The 15,787-nt window shown below is 51.5% G+C and carries 10 protein-coding genes; all 10 read left to right on the top strand.

All coding sequences use genetic code 11. From position 1 onward, the window contains the following. Positions 1-7: 7 nt before the first annotated feature. The 10 genes from HOO88_06090 to HOO88_06045 all read left to right on the top strand — a co-directional run bounded on the left by HOO88_06090 (position 8) and on the right by HOO88_06045 (position 15,770). The gene (locus HOO88_06090) at positions 8-1,672 is read left to right on the top strand and encodes a hypothetical protein (GenBank protein ID NOU36321.1); all 1,665 of its coding nucleotides are present in this window, start codon (positions 8-10) and stop codon (positions 1,670-1,672) included. A 25-nt stretch (positions 1,673-1,697) separates the two neighbouring features. Continuing rightward, positions 1,698-4,034: a hypothetical protein gene (locus HOO88_06085; protein NOU36320.1), complete on the top strand. Its 2,337-nt coding sequence runs from the start codon at positions 1,698-1,700 to the stop codon at positions 4,032-4,034. A 68-nt stretch (positions 4,035-4,102) separates the two neighbouring features. Next, positions 4,103-5,353, top strand: coding sequence for a methyltransferase (locus tag HOO88_06080; protein ID NOU36319.1), 1,251 nt, complete (start codon positions 4,103-4,105; stop codon positions 5,351-5,353). 146 nt (positions 5,354-5,499) lie between these two features. Next, positions 5,500-6,171 (top strand): hypothetical protein, encoded by a 672-nt coding sequence (locus HOO88_06075; protein ID NOU36318.1) that lies wholly within the window; start codon positions 5,500-5,502, stop codon positions 6,169-6,171. A gap of 77 nt (positions 6,172-6,248) precedes the next feature. After that, positions 6,249-9,188: a hypothetical protein gene (locus HOO88_06070; protein ID NOU36317.1), complete on the top strand. Its 2,940-nt coding sequence runs from the start codon at positions 6,249-6,251 to the stop codon at positions 9,186-9,188. A gap of 21 nt (positions 9,189-9,209) precedes the next feature. Continuing rightward, positions 9,210-9,968 carry a hypothetical protein gene (locus tag HOO88_06065; GenBank protein ID NOU36316.1) on the top strand — a complete coding sequence of 253 codons (759 nt, stop codon included), beginning with the start codon at positions 9,210-9,212 and terminating at the stop codon, positions 9,966-9,968. A 216-nt stretch (positions 9,969-10,184) separates the two neighbouring features. Continuing rightward, positions 10,185-11,264 carry a hypothetical protein gene (locus HOO88_06060; protein NOU36315.1) on the top strand — a complete coding sequence of 360 codons (1,080 nt, stop codon included), beginning with the start codon at positions 10,185-10,187 and terminating at the stop codon, positions 11,262-11,264. A gap of 26 nt (positions 11,265-11,290) precedes the next feature. Beyond that, entirely contained in the window at positions 11,291-13,492 is a 2,202-nt protein-coding gene (locus tag HOO88_06055) for a sulfatase (GenBank protein ID NOU36314.1), read from the top strand. A gap of 154 nt (positions 13,493-13,646) precedes the next feature. Beyond that, positions 13,647-14,429, top strand: coding sequence for a PEP-CTERM sorting domain-containing protein (locus HOO88_06050; GenBank protein ID NOU36313.1), 783 nt, complete (start codon positions 13,647-13,649; stop codon positions 14,427-14,429). 87 nt (positions 14,430-14,516) lie between these two features. Further along, complete coding sequence (locus HOO88_06045; GenBank protein NOU36312.1) at positions 14,517-15,770, top strand: hypothetical protein; 1,254 nt, start codon at positions 14,517-14,519, stop codon at positions 15,768-15,770. Positions 15,771-15,787: the final 17 nt, after the last annotated feature.

Raw genomic sequence — 15,787 nt, 5'->3', positions numbered from 1 at the left:
TGTGGTAATGAAAATGAACCACAGCTTTCTGCGGGCTGCTTGGCTGACCGGCTGGATGATTGTTGGATTGTCCGCTTCGGCGGTTCAACTGATCGCTGACCGGCATTTTCAAGACGGTGTGATCATTCTTGCGCCGGTTGGCGGTGCGGATGAGGGGCTTATTCAGCATAAACAACCGTATGGTGAGACATGGTGGAGACTGGCGCAGTGGGGGAGTACGCAGTCAATTTATGGAGTGTCCCCGGCGGCTCTTGCTTCCGGGTCGATACAGTGGAGCAATTCCTTCAAGACCGTGGCGTTAGGTCCGCAAGACAGCGTAGATGGAGATCTGATTCTGGCTGTTGATTCCGTCAATGAGTACGGCGGAGTGTACCGGAAAAGTGGAGAATCCTGGCCTGCATTTTTGATTTCTCAGCGGATTAGCAACCCGCAGGGGTGGTTCAAAAACTATGCTCCGTCTATTGCCGACCTGAATGAGCTGATCATCGACATTGAAGCCCGCCTTTTATATGCGCAGAACATTTACACCAACGGATATTCCTCCGGTCTTCATGCCGCACATTTTTTAATTTATTTCACGGTTCAAAATTTACAGACCAATCCGAAAACCGCGGATTACGGGAATTATTACTGGTTCGGATTGGCGCTGTATGATGACCGATATCCTCTTCCCGGACTCGCTGTGGCACAGGATGGTGACGGGGTGACGGCGGGTACCGGCAAGCTGATGTATAACATTGGTATCGCTCCGTTCTGCACGACCGGGCTCCGAACCGGAGAATGGAAAAGAGTTACCGGAGACATTCTGCCACACATCAAGGCCGGATTGCAGGAAGCGTGGGCGCTCGGGTATTTGACCAATTCGTTTAACTACGCCGATTACAAAATCGGCGGTATGAACATGGGCTGGGAAGTTCCCGGATTAAGCCGTGTTGCGATGCAGGTCAGGAATTTCGGATTGCAGGCCTACGGGCTGAATTTTGCCAGACCGTATGAATTCAATACCTCCGGTGAAGCGGATGGATGGGGTTATACCAATCTGACGGATCAAGGTGCTCCCGGAGCAACGAACGGAACCTGGGTGCTGACGGCGGCGACCAATGATCCTCAATTAATCGGCCCGCCGATGAGGCTGAATGCTTCATTATACCAGCGGATTCTGATCCGGACGGCTAACGCGGGGAATCCTGTTGCCGCCAGCATCGCACAGCTTTACTGGAAACGAAGCGGAGACGCTGAATTCAGCGACGACCGATCCGTATCGCTGGCCGTTGCCGCTGGCGGCGGATGGAAGGAATATCTATTCGACGTGAGCGGCAACACCAACTGGTCGGGCGAAATCATCCAGTTGCGCTTTGATCCGGTGCTTTATGGCGACGGCCATTCCGTCGGCGTGGATTATATCCGCCCGGTAACGGATTCGGTTTCTGCCACCAATGCGCCGTCGCTGACCTTGGCTTTGGGTGGAGCGCCAGATACGATTTTCTGGAAGAGTCGACCGTATGAAATGTACACGATGCAAACTTCGACGACGCTGGTGAACGCGGTCTGGACGGATGTGCCGGGCTTTTCATCAATGCAGCCGGATGATTCGGTTATGCAGTATTCCATCGCGCAGACGAATCGGTCAGGAAGCGGGTTTTTCCGTGTGCTCGTGATGCCGGGGTCGTAACTATGAAAATAAATCAGGTGAAGATATGAGAAGTCTGTCGGTATTGATTTTTTGTTGTGTGTGTTGCGTGATGGACACGTCGGCGGTCACTTGGTCGTATCTGACGAACGGAACCGTTCAAATTGGTGTAGATAAGGATCGCGGTGCTTGCATCGGATATTTCTCATTATCCAGTGGAGCCAATCTGCTGAATAATTACGACAACGGACGGTTTATTCAGCAATCCTATTACGGTGACAGCGACGGCTCTTCCTGGGCAGGGCAGGACTGGGCGTACAATCCGGTGCAAGGTGGCGGATATCTCAATCAGTGGCCGGCGACCTTGCTGGCCTTTACCAACTCCGGGGGCCGTATTTATGCCAAGATCCGTCCCTGTCATTGGGCGACGGGGGCTTCGCTTCCTGAAGTGGAAATGGAGGAGTGGATTACGCTCAAGGGGAATATGGCTCATATCCATAACCGGATGAAATATTCCGGCAGTTCACAGGTCACGTTTAAGTCACAGGAAATGCCTGCCGTTTTTGTCGATTATGCTTTGGCCGATCTGGTTTTTTACGAAGGAGCTCATCCGTGGGAAAACGAAGCTCTGACGAGCGTTACAGTGGCCCCGGCCAATCCACCGGCCTTAGAATATCATGACCGGACGGAGCACTGGGCCGCCTATGTGAATACGGCGTCCCGGTCAGGGATAGGAATTTACACGCCTGATTCATGGAAAATGGTTGCGTACCGATATAACGCCGGATCGGCAACCGGCCCGTCTGCTCCCAGCTGTTCCTATTTTGCACCGACCCGGCAATTTACATTAACCGCTGGTTGTTCAGTGGAATACGACACATTTTTGGCAATCGGAACAGACGTTGCCATTCGTCAGGCTTTTTATGACATTCATGCCAACGGATATGATTCCGACAACGACGGCATGGAAGATTCATGGGAATATGAACAGTTCAGCTCGTTGGACACAGCCAGCAACACTTCCGATTATGATTCTGATGGGCTGACCGATTATAATGAATTCGTGGCCGGAACAGACCCGAAGGATGTTTTGGAAGGATTATATCTTTCAGATTTACCGGATCGTTCCCTGTTCTGGTCAGGTGACTGGGGGCGGCGTTACCGTGTGCAGTGGACTTCCAACTTGCTAGCCAACAGCTGGGCCGATATTTATACCAACCAAACTGGGAACCCTTCCTATAACACGTTTATACCGACCGGGGTCTCACAAGCCGATTTTTACCGAGTTAGCGCCAGAGTCGATAACGCAGCCCGTACATACGGCTGGAATTTTAATAATTTTTCGCCCGGAATTGCATGGCGGCCCGGCGGGAATGTGACTTCTTTGGAGATAACCAACGGCGTTTTACGCTCAACGTTTACGAACTGGCCCAATTACATTATTACCAGTTCCTGGACGCCGATGTTTATGGAGGCCTCCAACTATCCGTGTCTTTCTGTCCGGATGAAGAATCAAAGTGACACTAAATACCTGACGGTTCGCTTTTATACAGACAGCGTCACCAACTCGAAAAGCTTTGCAATTTCATCAAATGATACGGCTTTCCAAACGTATGAAATTAATATGGCGACTTCATTTACCAACTGGAGCGGCGTGGTGAGGCAGTTGCAACTCAGTTTGCTGAATTCGACTAACGGAGCGTTCGAGCTGGATCATGTGATGTTCTATAATCAATCCGACAGTACCTCTCAGACCTCAGTGGTAACGGACAGTTTTACCGGTGCAAATCAGGGTACATGGGCGACCAATGACGTGCAAATTGCCGCACAGATCGGTACAAACTGGAAGCGCGGAAATTCGGCGGATGAAGCCACGCAATACCGCATTTATAATAACCAAGTGGATATCGGTATCGTTTCGCCAGCACTCATTACAAAAGCGATGCTGATCAATACGGCTACGGGTACTTTGAATGCCGGGGCGGGAACCAACTTCACGCTGTCTGCCACGTTGCAGCAAGATTCTTCTCTTTCGACCGCCTTTATGGGTTTAGTTTTTAATTATCAGGATGCGGGTAATTACTATTTATTCCGTGCGGCTGGAAACGGAACCGTGCAGATGCTCTGCTATTCAAATGGCGTTCAGCAGGCGAGCCCGATCAATACAGTGGGGGCTTTTACCGCTGTCCAGAACCGTCCGTATACGATTACTGTCGCCTCAGCCGACCCGTATACCTTTGATATCAACATCTTCGACACGGTGAGCAGCACCACCGTTTATTCGAAAAATATTACGTTGGCCGCCAATGTAGTTAAGCATCAGGACGGACTGGGCGGAATGTACGCCACGTCCGGTCTTGCTTCGTTTGACAACTTTGTTTTGGATGCGGAACCCGGGTTGTAACGGCGGCTGAAAACCGTATTGGGTGGCAGCTGATCTGTAAAAAATAATTTAATTAAAGGAAGAAAAAGATGACATCGCGCGAAAAAGTACTCAAAGCTCTGAATCACGAAAACGGGCCCGTATCGGTGGACTTCGGTTCAACGGCAGTAACCGGAATGCACTGTACCTGCGTGGCGGAGTTGCGGGACTACTACGGATTGAAAAAACAGCCGGTCAAAATTCATGAGCCCTGTCAAATGCTCGGCCTGATCGAGGATGATTTGCTTGATGCAATCGGTGTCGATGTCGTCGGCATGGAGTCCCTTTCGACGTTATTTGGCTTTCCTGCCACCGACTGGAAAGAGTGGCGGACGCCATGGGGGCAGGAGGTGCTGGTTCCCGGCGGCTTTCAGGTAACGCAGAACGAAAAGGGGCTCTATATCTATCCGCAGGGCGACCGGTCGGCCGGGCCGTCCGGCCATTTGCCGAACGGCGGATACTTTTTTGACAGCATTATCCGCCAGCCGGAAATTGATGACGACAACTTGAATCCTGATGACAACCTTGAAGAGTTTACTCTGCTCACGGATAAACAGATCTTCACACTTAAAACCGCCGCTGAAAAATCCGCCGCGACTGGCCGCGCCGTGGTTGGTGGAATCGGCGGAACAGCTCTTGGCGACATCGCGCTGGTTCCGGCGCCGTTTCTCAAAGCACCGAAAGGAATCCGTGATATTTCGGAATGGTATATTTCCACCGCTGCGCGGCAGGATTACGTACACGAGGTGTTCAACCGGCAGACGGATATTGCGCTGGAAAATCTGAAACGCGCCGCGCCGGTACTGGACGGTTTGATGGATGTGATTTTTATGTGCGGCACGGACTTTGGAACCCAGACCGGCTCATTCTGTTCTCCGGCGGCTTTTGATGAGCTGTGGTTGCCGTATTACCGCCGCATGAACGACTGGATTCACGCCAACACCAACTGGAAAACCTTTAAACATTCCTGCGGCGCGGTCGAAAATTTCATGGAGCGCTTCATTGATGCCGGATTCGATATCATCAATCCGGTGCAATGTTCCGCCACCGGCATGGATCCTCAGACACTTAAAGATCGTTACGGCGACAAGCTCGTCTTCTGGGGCGGCGGCGTGGATACTCAGCATGTGCTGCCCTTCGGAACGCCGGCAGAAGTTCGCGCGCAGGTTTTGGAGCGCTGCAAAATATTTTCGCGGGACGGCGGTTTTATTTTCGATGCCATTCATAACGTACAGGCGAAAACCCCGTTGGAAAATATCATTGCCATGCTGAACGCTGTTCGTGAGTGCAATGGGTCGTAATCACTTAAAATAAAAGCAATAGGATGGAGCCTGTTTGGAAATCATTAAATTATATACGAGAAATCACGTAGTCGTCATCAGTGGGGAAGTGACAATATACAGAGACTCGAATTTTAAATTTAAATCAAACATCACGGGAGGTTAAAGTGAGAACGAAGATATTATGTTTATCTGTTGTTTTAGTAGCTGCTTGTGTTTCAGCGGCGCAGTTTAGTGATGACTTCAACCGGACGTCCACACCATTTGTCACTCAGGATGAAGCGGCACAGATCGGCGAAGGCTGGAAAACCGAATCGCCGGGAGGAGCGTGGCGCATTCTGAACCAGCAGTTGACCTCCAAAGTTCCCGCAGAAATTCCAAAGCCGATTATTTACAATACAGCGATGGTCACTAAGCCCGGGAATGGCAGTGGGTTTATGCTTTCCGGAACTGTTACGATGAAAACAGAGAACAGAACGGCGTTAGCCGGACTCGTTTGCAACTATCAAAACAGCAACGAACAGTACGTTTTTCGTTACAGTGCAGCGGGGCTTGTACAGTTTCTCCGTAAAAACAGCGCCGACGCTGTACTCAACAAGGTTGATGCGTTTAAGCATGTGCCGGGTACTGCGTATCGTCTGACCGTGCTGTGTGAAAAGCCGTATGCTTTCAAACTAACCATCCAAAATGCCGGTACCGGCGAAACCGTTTTTTCGCAAGAGGTTACCGACAATAAGAAAGTCTATACCGATGGCTACGGCGGATTTTACTCCTCCTGCGGGGCGGCGATTTTTGATGACATCTCATTCGAGATAATTGAAGTAAAACCCGTAATTTAGACTGAGGAATCGATTCCCATTCGGCGGTTGATGGTCGATTGGGTTGGTTCGTGTAGATATTATTCCAGAGGAATTTGATGAAAAATCATGTTGCCATTTTATCCTTGTTCTATCTTCTGACTGGAGGGGCGGCAGTTGTTGCGTCCGGTTCTCTGAATGAGTGGACTTTTGAGGTGGATCCCGCCGGGAAGACACTGTCTGAAGCCATTAATTCAGGCACCGAGTCCGCACAGTTTTCATCCGGCGGGCTGGGTGTATTGGCGGCGGACGGGGTCGGCGGACTGGTAAGCGTCGGCAGTGTTGCCGGAAGCGGCGGAATGTGGACCGACGGAACCATACTGGATGCCGTTGCGGCTCACCCGCTATCGGGCATTCAGTACCTGCGGTATGATTTCAACTACGATCTGTCTGATTACAGAAATGACAGTGGAGCCCTTTTGGGTATGGCTTTTCTGGATGAAACAGGAACCAATGTCGCCGGTATATTTTTCCATGACCAAAACGGAGTTTCTGCGCCGGACGGACTCACCGAAACACTGATGGCTGGGAGTATCTCCTTAACCGGTGCCGTTTCAGTCATCATGCGGATTGATACCGGCGCCGGGAAAATGGATGCATGGTACGACCTGACCGGTTCAAACAGCTTTTCGGAAACCAATCCATCGTTGTCCGGAGTTTCCGTTAAGCTCGCCTCAGTCGGCAAATTGCGTATTCAGGCGACCGGCGACTTCCGTCCGGCAGGATCAGACGATCAAGCCACCATTGACAATATACGAACCGCTGCAACGTGGGCGGAAATCACCGCGCCGCTGGCCAATGTCCAGCTTTTCGCCCATTCGTTATTTCAGGATCACATGGTGTTACAAAGGGATATGAATGTTCCTGTTTGGGGTCTCGCCGCGTCTGGAGCCGTTGTGACCGTTCAGCTGGATGACGTCGAAGTCGGCACCGCCACGGCGGATCAAACCGGACGCTGGCAGGCTTGGATTGGTTCTCATGCTCATGACGGCGGACAGTCGCATACGCTGAGGATTTCGTCACCGGGTGAGCGGGATATTCTGTTTAGTGATGTTCTTTTTGGCGACGTATATCTGGCCTCTGGCCAGTCCAACATGTATCTGCCTATAAGCGGGGGCATAACCGCCAGAGCCGAGGAGGTTGCTGCGGCCAACTACCCGCTGATCCGGTATCTCCAAGTACGAACGAATGCCGTTGTCACGAAACTGGACGAGCCAATCATTCAATATGGGTGGAGGCTTTGCAGTCCGGCCACAGTTTCTGATTTTTCGGCTGTCGGATACTTTTTTGCGCGCAGCATGTATCTGAATACAGGAGTGCCGGTTGGACTGCTGGCCTGTGCATGGGGCGGACAAAAAATCGAGCGGTTCATTGCTCCCGACGGGTTGACAATGGTTCCGGAAGTTGCCGGCCTTCGACAGAATTTGGGACAAGGCGGACTGACCGGATTCCACGACATCTACAACGCCATGATTGCTCCGCTGATTCCTTACGGCGTTCGCGGAGCCATTTGGTATCAAGGCGAAGCAAACAGCAGCGAAGCTGATTTCTATCGCTTTAAAATGATGGCCTTGGTGCGCGGCTGGCGGCAGGCTTGGGGGCAGGGTGATTTCCCGTTTTATTATGTCCAGCTTTCAACATGGACGACGGGTGTTGACTGGCCGGGTATGCGTTCTGCGCAGCGGAGATTTCTTTCTGAAACAAATACCGGTATGGCCGTAACGATTGATACTGGAAACGACGGTGCAGTGAATATTCATCCTTTCAACAAACAGGATGTAGGTTTTCGTCTGGCGCAGTGGGCTCTGAAAAAAGAGTTTAACCAGAGTGTTGTTTATAGCGGACCGATTTATCAGCGGTTACTACAGGAGGGATCGTCCATCCGGGTGGTGTTTGACTGCGCAGAGCCCGGGTTGATTACCGGATTCAAAGCCAGCACAAATCCGGTCGTAACGGTGAGCGGGCCGCTGGAGAATTTTGAAATTGCGGGAGCCGATAAGGTATTCACGAATGCCACGGCAGTCATCGAGGCAGATACTGTGGTCGTTTCTAATTCGACGGTGGCCTCACCGGTGTATGTCCGCTACTGCTACGCCGCCGCACCTTCCGGATCCAACAAGCTTTACAACGCAGCCGGACTGCCCGCAGTGCCTTTTTATACCGATGAGGCGTACCGGCTGGATATTCTGTCCGGCAGCGGCAGCGCGACTAAACTGGTTCCCGGCGCGACACAACTTATTACAGCCAATGCGCCGGCTACTGGCAAAGTGTTTGACCGCTGGATCGGTGCGGCATCAGAAATTAATAATCCGAATGCGTCCAACGCAACCGTCACCATGCCGGATCATGCCCTTTATCTGCTTGCCACCTACCGTAACACAAACGATGCGACATACGTTTTGACGGTCAACAACGGCTATGGCAGCGGCACCTCGCAGGCCGGATCGATTCTTATGATCGAGGCAAATCCCGCGCCGTCCGGTCAGGTTTTTGATCACTGGTCAGGTTCAACCCAGCAGTTGGTTGATGCCTCTGCACCCGTCACTACATTGGGTATGCCAACGCAAAACGTAACGGTAACCGCCGTTTACCGGACGATAGACAGCATCGGCGATGGAGTTCCGGATAGCTGGAGGGCCGCGTCTTTTGGCGGCGATGGAACAACCACCAACAGTGAGTCGGCGTCCGGAGCTGATCCAGATGGCGACGGTGCTAACAATTTGCAGGAATATCTGGCAGGCACTGCTCCGTTGAATGGCGGGTCGGTTTTCCGGGTCGGTCTGCTGAATGGGGCCGGAACCACTGTACAGATTGGCTTTCCATCTGCAACGGGGCGCCGCTATCGGCTGGAAACAACGGATAATCTCAAGGACTCAGCTTGGGTGCCTGTTTTTTACAATATGACCGGCGATGGGTCATGGAAGAATATCGTTTCGGAGAGAAATGGATTCTCAAATCGATTTTACCGCGTTAAAATGACGCCTTCTGAAGCTCAATAACGGACAATAAAGGAGATGAATATGAAGCTTGTGACAATGATTTTGATATCAACGATGCTTTGTTGCGCGACTCAAGCATTGACAGTTACCGACGATTTCAACCGCGCAAACACGGCGTTTGCGACCAATAATGCGCAGATCGCCGTGAGCATCGGATCGAACTGGAAGACGGCAAGAACGGATGATGCCAGTGGTACCAACACACAATACCGCATTTTTAATAACGAAGTGGATATGGGTACCGTTGCGCCAAACCTTCTTACCAAGGCTATGCTTCTCAATACGACGGCGGCCACCCTGAATGCCGGAACAGGGACGAACTTCACGCTGTCCGCTGATATTAACCAATACTCAGCTAACGCGACATCCTATGGCGGATTGGTTTTAAACTATCAGGATGGCGGCGCGGACAATGGCAGTTACTATTTATTCCGCATTGGAGGGAACGGTACCGCTCAGTTTTTGGTCTATTCGAATTTCACTCAGCAGGCCGGTTCGGTTTTGAACAAAGTCGGTGCGTTTTCATATGTCTCGAATCATGTGTATACCTACACGGTCGCCTCAGTCAGTCCATACGTATATAATTGCAGTGTCGTCGATAAGACGACCAGCACGACGGTTTATACAACCAACAATCTTACCGTAGGCGGCACCTTCAAGAAGCTTCAGGACGGGATTGGCGGCATGTATGGCACTTCCGGACTTACCACGTTCGACAACTTCAGTCTGGATATGACGATCCAGATCCGGACGCTTGGACTGTATCTTATTTCGAATTAGAGCGTTATCAATTCACTCCGTCCGGCGTTGCGGACAGATTAAGCCACCTTTTTTTGGTGGCTTTTTTGTTCCAGTGGTTTCCAAGGTGTTGAATTCATTAATAATTATACGGAAACCGATATGGTGAAACCCGTCTCGCCGGTTTATTTTCCAGTCACAATGCGGGGCAAGGGAGTCCATGCAGGATGTGAAAATAACCGTAACAGGAGGGGAATTATGAGAAAAAATAAATTGCCGTTTGTTTTGGCTGTTCCGCTGTTTTTTACCGCATCCATTATGGCGTTCAGTTTTTCCGGTGTGTCTTGTTACGCGGCTCAATATCTCCACACCCGGGATACCGCAGGGATCACTAACCTTACGGAATCAGCTTTTTACGGCGATACAGTTACCCATATTGGAACCGCGTACACTCCAGGTGCGCCCAAAGATCAGTATAACTTCTGTGCCTTCAACTTAGGAAATGTACCGAAGGTTGTGGCTGGCTGGCCGGTTTGGCAGAAAACCGGATACAATCCTCCCAGCCCTTACTGGCAGACGAAGACTCAGGTTTGTGAGAACAATGCAGTCGGCACCGACAAAACCGCTTTGCAAGCTTCAGGGAAGAACTGGGGCGGCTATATGAAGAGTACGGAATGGACGGGAAGCGGTGATCGGATGACCTTGCGGTACAGCTATAGTCCTTCGACTCCGCCTGCGGTGTTTAGTTCTGGATACAGCTCTTCGGCCAGCCTTGTCGTTGCTGCGAATATCGCCGTGACCAAGTATGACGGCGGCGGCAGTTCTCCAACGGTAGGTCCGGTAGGCTGGTCTGTGATTACGATGCTGTTTCAGGATGTTTCGACCGGCCAGATGCTGACATTAATTACGCAGGTTTTTGATACGCGTGGTTTCAAGACGTATGACGGCACCCAGACTATTGGTGCAGGAATCTCAAGAGAAAGAGTTGTTCGTGTTCCCACAGGTGAGATGTGCGGAGTGACGCATTTCGGGCCGGGAACTAAGTACTGCACCAAACTGGCGACGTCGTCGAACAGTCAGATAACCGTGATGTCGACCAATAAAGCGTATTTTGCCTATTCGGTGTCGCGCACCCAGTTGGCCAATCTGATCACGGACGTTAATAACTATCTGAACACCTACGAAATGGGCGCGACAAACTATTCCACCGATCAAAACAACTATGTGCTGAAAGAGGCCTGCGTCGGCGTTGAAGCAACGCGTATCCCCATCGCTTCTGAGCCTGTGTTTTCGATGTCCTATATCGGAGATAATTTTAACGTGTACACTTCGTACTAATTCGTATGTTTACTGAAAGGAAGATAGTGAAGAGAAAACAGGATTCCGAAGCTTTCGTGCGAAGGCATAAGCCACACCGGAAGCTGCTTTTCAATGCGCTCCGGTTTTCTGCATTAACCGCCAGTCTTGCACCGGCGGCAGAAACGGTTCGCCCGAATATTTTATTCATAGCGGTGGATGACCTGCGTCCGCAGCTGGGCTGCTACGGTAACGCACAGATGAAAACACCGAACATCGACCGGTTGGCCGGACAGGGTGTTTTATTCCGGCGCGCATACTGTCAGTTCGCGGTTTGCGGCCCGTCCCGGGCGAGCGTTCTTTCGGGAATGTATCCTGAACACAGTAAGGTGCAGGATAATGTGCTGAATTTCCGGCAGACGGTTCCGGATACGGTTTCCTTGCCGCAGTACTTTCGCGAAAACGGATACCAGACGGTCGGCATGGGCAAGATTTTTCATCACATGGCCAACACCGATCCCGCCTCGTGGAGCCGCTGGGAAAACATTCCGGGCCGGGGTTATTTCCTTCCTCAGAATATTGAGGATCAGAAAAAACGGCAGGCGGGGATCGCGGCCCGCGAGGCGGCGGGCGAAAAATTCACAGAACACCAGAAGTACGTTTATACTGTTGGACCATTCAGTGAAGCGGCGGACGCGGATGAAGCAGGCTATCCCGACGGTGAACTGGCCTCCAAAGCGATCGGCGTGTTGCGCGGGTTCCAAGGTTCGGAAGAACCGTTTTTTCTGGCCGTCGGATTCCTGAAGCCGCACCTGCCGCTGATTGTTCCCAAAAAATACTGGGACTTGTATGATCCGGAGCAGCTGCCTGTTCCGGAAAATATGTCGTTCCCGCAGGGCGCGCCAGCCTATGCCGCACACGATTCCTTTGAAGCGCGCACATACAGCGATCTTCCCAAAAGCGGCCCGATTCCTGATGAAGTCCGGCGACGTATAACGCACGGCTATTACGCGGCCTGCTCGTTTATCGATGCGCAAGTCGGAAAGGTTCTGAATGAGCTGACGACGCTCGGTATGGAGAGCAATACGGTGATTGTTCTGTGGGGCGACAATGGATTCCACCTTGGCGACAACGGCATCATTGGAAAAGATACCGATTATGAGGCCGCGGCCCGCTGCCCGCTGATCGTTTGTGCTCCGTCGTTGACTCCAGAGCGGACTGACCGGCTGGTCGAGCTGGTGGATATTTTCCCCACGCTTTGCGACTTGGCGGGACTTGCGATTCCTCCGCAGTGTGACGGAAAGAGCCTGATGCCATTGCTGATCAAACCAGATCAGCCATGGAAAACCGCCGCATTCACCATGAACCGGCGCAACTGGCAGCATCCGAATGCCGGATACTCCATGCGCACCGACCGCTACCGGTATGTCCGTTGGCTTAATCCTACCGGAGACACCATTGCCGAAGAACTCTACGACTACGAAAAGGATGCGCACGAAACCCGCAATCTGATTTCGAATCCCGAATATGAACCCGTCGTAAAAGACCTGCGCAAGCAGTTCGATGCAGAAAGTCCATTGATGATTCAGCGGGGCGGGCAGCCGAAGAAAACTGCGGAACGTCCGGCCTCCGCCGTGACAGACACCCCGGTGGCGGCTGGAACCGTAACCGACCATTTTGACCGCAAATCTACCGCTTTCGTCGGAAAAGAAGCATCGGAACAGCTTGGTGAAGGGTGGAAAACCGACGCTGGCAGTAAATGGAGAATTACGGAAAACCGGCTAAACACACAGGGCTCTGCAACACCGCCATTCCCGGTTCTTTATCATGCAGCCATGGTTACCAAAAATACGGACAAAGCCGGATTTAAGCTTTCCGGAACTGTGATGCTCAAAACGGAGAGTGCGAGTGCGTTTGCCGGCCTGTGCTGTAATTATCAGGACAGCGAAAAGCAGTATGTTTTTCGTTTCAGCGGCGATGGAAGAGTTCAGTTTTTACGCCAGAACAGCAAGGAGCTGGTTTTTAACAAGGCAAATGCATTCAAGCAGGTTGCAGGAACATCCTATAAGCTGACAATCCGGTCGGTGGCACCTTACGCGTTCAAGCTGACGATTGAAAATGCAGAAAGCGGAGAGGTTCTCTTTGCTCAAGAGGTTGCGGATGCTCAGCACAGCTATGTTGATGGGTGCGGTGGCGTCTATTCAACCTGTGGCGTTGCGTATTTTGATGACATCGTATGTGAGCCGCTACGGACTGCCGCCGGTAATTAATCTCATTTTTCTCGGTAACTCTGGTGTTTGGAAAACATTAAAAACAATACGCAAAAGACCGTGGCGGGGAAATGTTCCAAGCGATACGTTGTAAACAGAAGATGTGAAGAAGGAGTAACGAATCGTAGTTAGTAAACAGCAGGAAGGAATAAAGATGAAAAAGATAATTATAACATTGATGATGGGTATGGTATGCAGTGCCGCTCAGGCCGTTTTGATAACGGATAACTTCAACCGTGCGAACACGACGTTTGCGACCAATAATGCGCAGATCGCCGTGAGCATCGGATCAAACTGGAAGACGGCCAGAACGGATGATACCAACACGCAATATCGTATTTTTAATAACGAAGTGGATATGGGCGTCGTTTCGGCACCCCTTCTTACCAAGGCGATGTTGCTCAATACCGCTGCAGGTACCATTAATGCCGGAGCTGCAACAAACTTCACACTGTCCGCTGATATTAACCAATACTCGACTAACTCGACATCCTATGCCGGATTAGTTTTTAACTATCAGGATGGCGGCGCGGAAAATGGCAGTTACTATTTATTCCGCGTTGGAGGGAACGGTGCAGCTCAGTTTCTAGTCTTTTCAAATTTCGTTCAACAGGCCGGTTCGATTGTAAACAAAGCCGGTGCAGTGTCGTATGTCTCGAATCACGTGTACACCTACACGGTCTCTTCCGTCGATCCGTACATATTTAATATCAGCGTCTTTGATAAGACGACTAGCACAATGGCTTATACAACCAATAATGTCACGGTAGGTGGAACATTCAAGAAGCTTCAGGACGGGCTGGGCGGCATGTATGCCACTTCCGGTCTTGCCACGTTTGACAACTTCAGTCTGGACGCGGTTCCTGAACCGGCCACCATCGGAATGCTGGGCGTTGGTGCGCTGGCGGTGATGTTGATCCGTCGCATGCGTCGCTAAGACAATCTGATGACTGCGGAAAACGGGGAAGTTTCTTCCCCGTTTTTTTATGATCATTTTTGACGTTTAACTAAGCAAAGGGTCCCTATGCATCAGTCTGTGTCGCAGGCGGGAAATTCTCTGCTGAACTATTTTTCCGAAACAGGACCGACTCTGTTGCGATCCGCCCAAGGCATCTTGCGCCATCCGAGCATCTCGGCGGCTATCCCGGGGAAATGTTACGGCACGGAGCTGTGGGACTGGGATACGCTCTGGACCGCCCGCGGGCTTTTCGAGCTGGCCGCCCGTTTGCGCGATCAAACGCTATGCCAAAAAATCTGCCAGCACGCGCAGGGAAGTTTTTACAATTTTTTCGATTACCAGTCCGATGAAGGACGTCTGCCCATTATGATGAACGCAGATAGCTCAGACTTTTTTGGCTGCCTAAAAAAAGAGAATCTGGAAATCAATCAGGCCAAACCGGTTTTTGCTCAGCTTGCCCTGCTGATTTCCAATGAATCGAATGATGTGCAATGGTTGGAATCACGATTCGACGGTCTGCTTCGGTTTTACGACTCGTGGATTACCCGCTATCAGGCTCCGCTTGGTTTGCTGGTTTGGGGTAATGATGTCGCGGTGGCTGTGGATAATGATCCGGCGATCTTCGGACGTCCGCCGTTTTCTTCCGCCGGTCTTATTCTCAACTGCCTGTATTACAATGACCTGCTGGCTGCGGCAGAGCTGGCCGGACGATTAGGCCGTGTCGCAGACCGGAACATGCTGAATCAGCGGGCGGCGGATTTAGGCGCCTGCATTCAAAAATACTGCTGGGATCGGCGGGACGGGTTTTATTACGCCGTTGATGTGCAGTGCGTGGATCGCCGCGCGGAGCTGATTCCCAATGTGCCGATGGGAATGGCGATGTCATGGCAGTGTCTGCCGCTGAAAGTCCAGACCTTTGCCGGGTTCATGCCGCTGTGGTGCGGGCTTTCCACCGATGCTCAGGCAGAAATTCTTATGCGGCGGCATTATCTGAATGACGCGAGTTTTCATGCAACTTGCGGCGTACGCTCGCTGTCGGCGGAAGAGCCCATGTTTTCGCTGGAATTCAGCGGTAATCCCAGCAATTGGCTGGGGCCGGTTTGGTCTTTGAACAACTATGTTGCGTGGAAGGGATTCCAGGCCTACGGCTATAAACGCGAAGCGGACGCTCTGGCGGAAAAGACGATTCGTCTGCTGGCCGGCGATCTTGCGGCGAACGGTACCCTGCATGAATATTACCATCCCGACTCCGGCATCCCGTTGAGCCACGCCGGGTTTATGGATTGGAATCTGCTCGTGCTGGAAATGCTGCCGGTGTAGATACAGATAATAAGGAG

The sequence above is a fragment of the Kiritimatiellaceae bacterium genome, assembly GCA_013141415.1.
Classification (GTDB): domain Bacteria; phylum Verrucomicrobiota; class Kiritimatiellia; order Kiritimatiellales; family Tichowtungiaceae; genus Tichowtungia.
This window is presented reverse-complemented; position numbering and strand designations above follow the sequence as displayed.

Excerpts from the sequence above, each read along its gene's own strand:
- HOO88_06070 (NOU36317.1), top strand. The coding sequence starts at position 6,249 with ATGAAAAATCATGTTGCCATTTTATCCTTGTTCTATCTTCTGACTGGA.
- HOO88_06045 (NOU36312.1), top strand. The coding sequence starts at position 14,517 with ATGCATCAGTCTGTGTCGCAGGCGGGAAATTCTCTGCTGAACTATTTT.
- HOO88_06090 (NOU36321.1), top strand. The coding sequence starts at position 8 with ATGAAAATGAACCACAGCTTTCTGCGGGCTGCTTGGCTGACCGGCTGG.
- HOO88_06065 (NOU36316.1), top strand. The coding sequence starts at position 9,210 with ATGAAGCTTGTGACAATGATTTTGATATCAACGATGCTTTGTTGCGCG.
- HOO88_06060 (NOU36315.1), top strand. The coding sequence starts at position 10,185 with ATGAGAAAAAATAAATTGCCGTTTGTTTTGGCTGTTCCGCTGTTTTTT.
- HOO88_06050 (NOU36313.1), top strand. The coding sequence starts at position 13,647 with ATGAAAAAGATAATTATAACATTGATGATGGGTATGGTATGCAGTGCC.
- HOO88_06085 (NOU36320.1), top strand. The coding sequence starts at position 1,698 with ATGAGAAGTCTGTCGGTATTGATTTTTTGTTGTGTGTGTTGCGTGATG.
- HOO88_06080 (NOU36319.1), top strand. The coding sequence starts at position 4,103 with ATGACATCGCGCGAAAAAGTACTCAAAGCTCTGAATCACGAAAACGGG.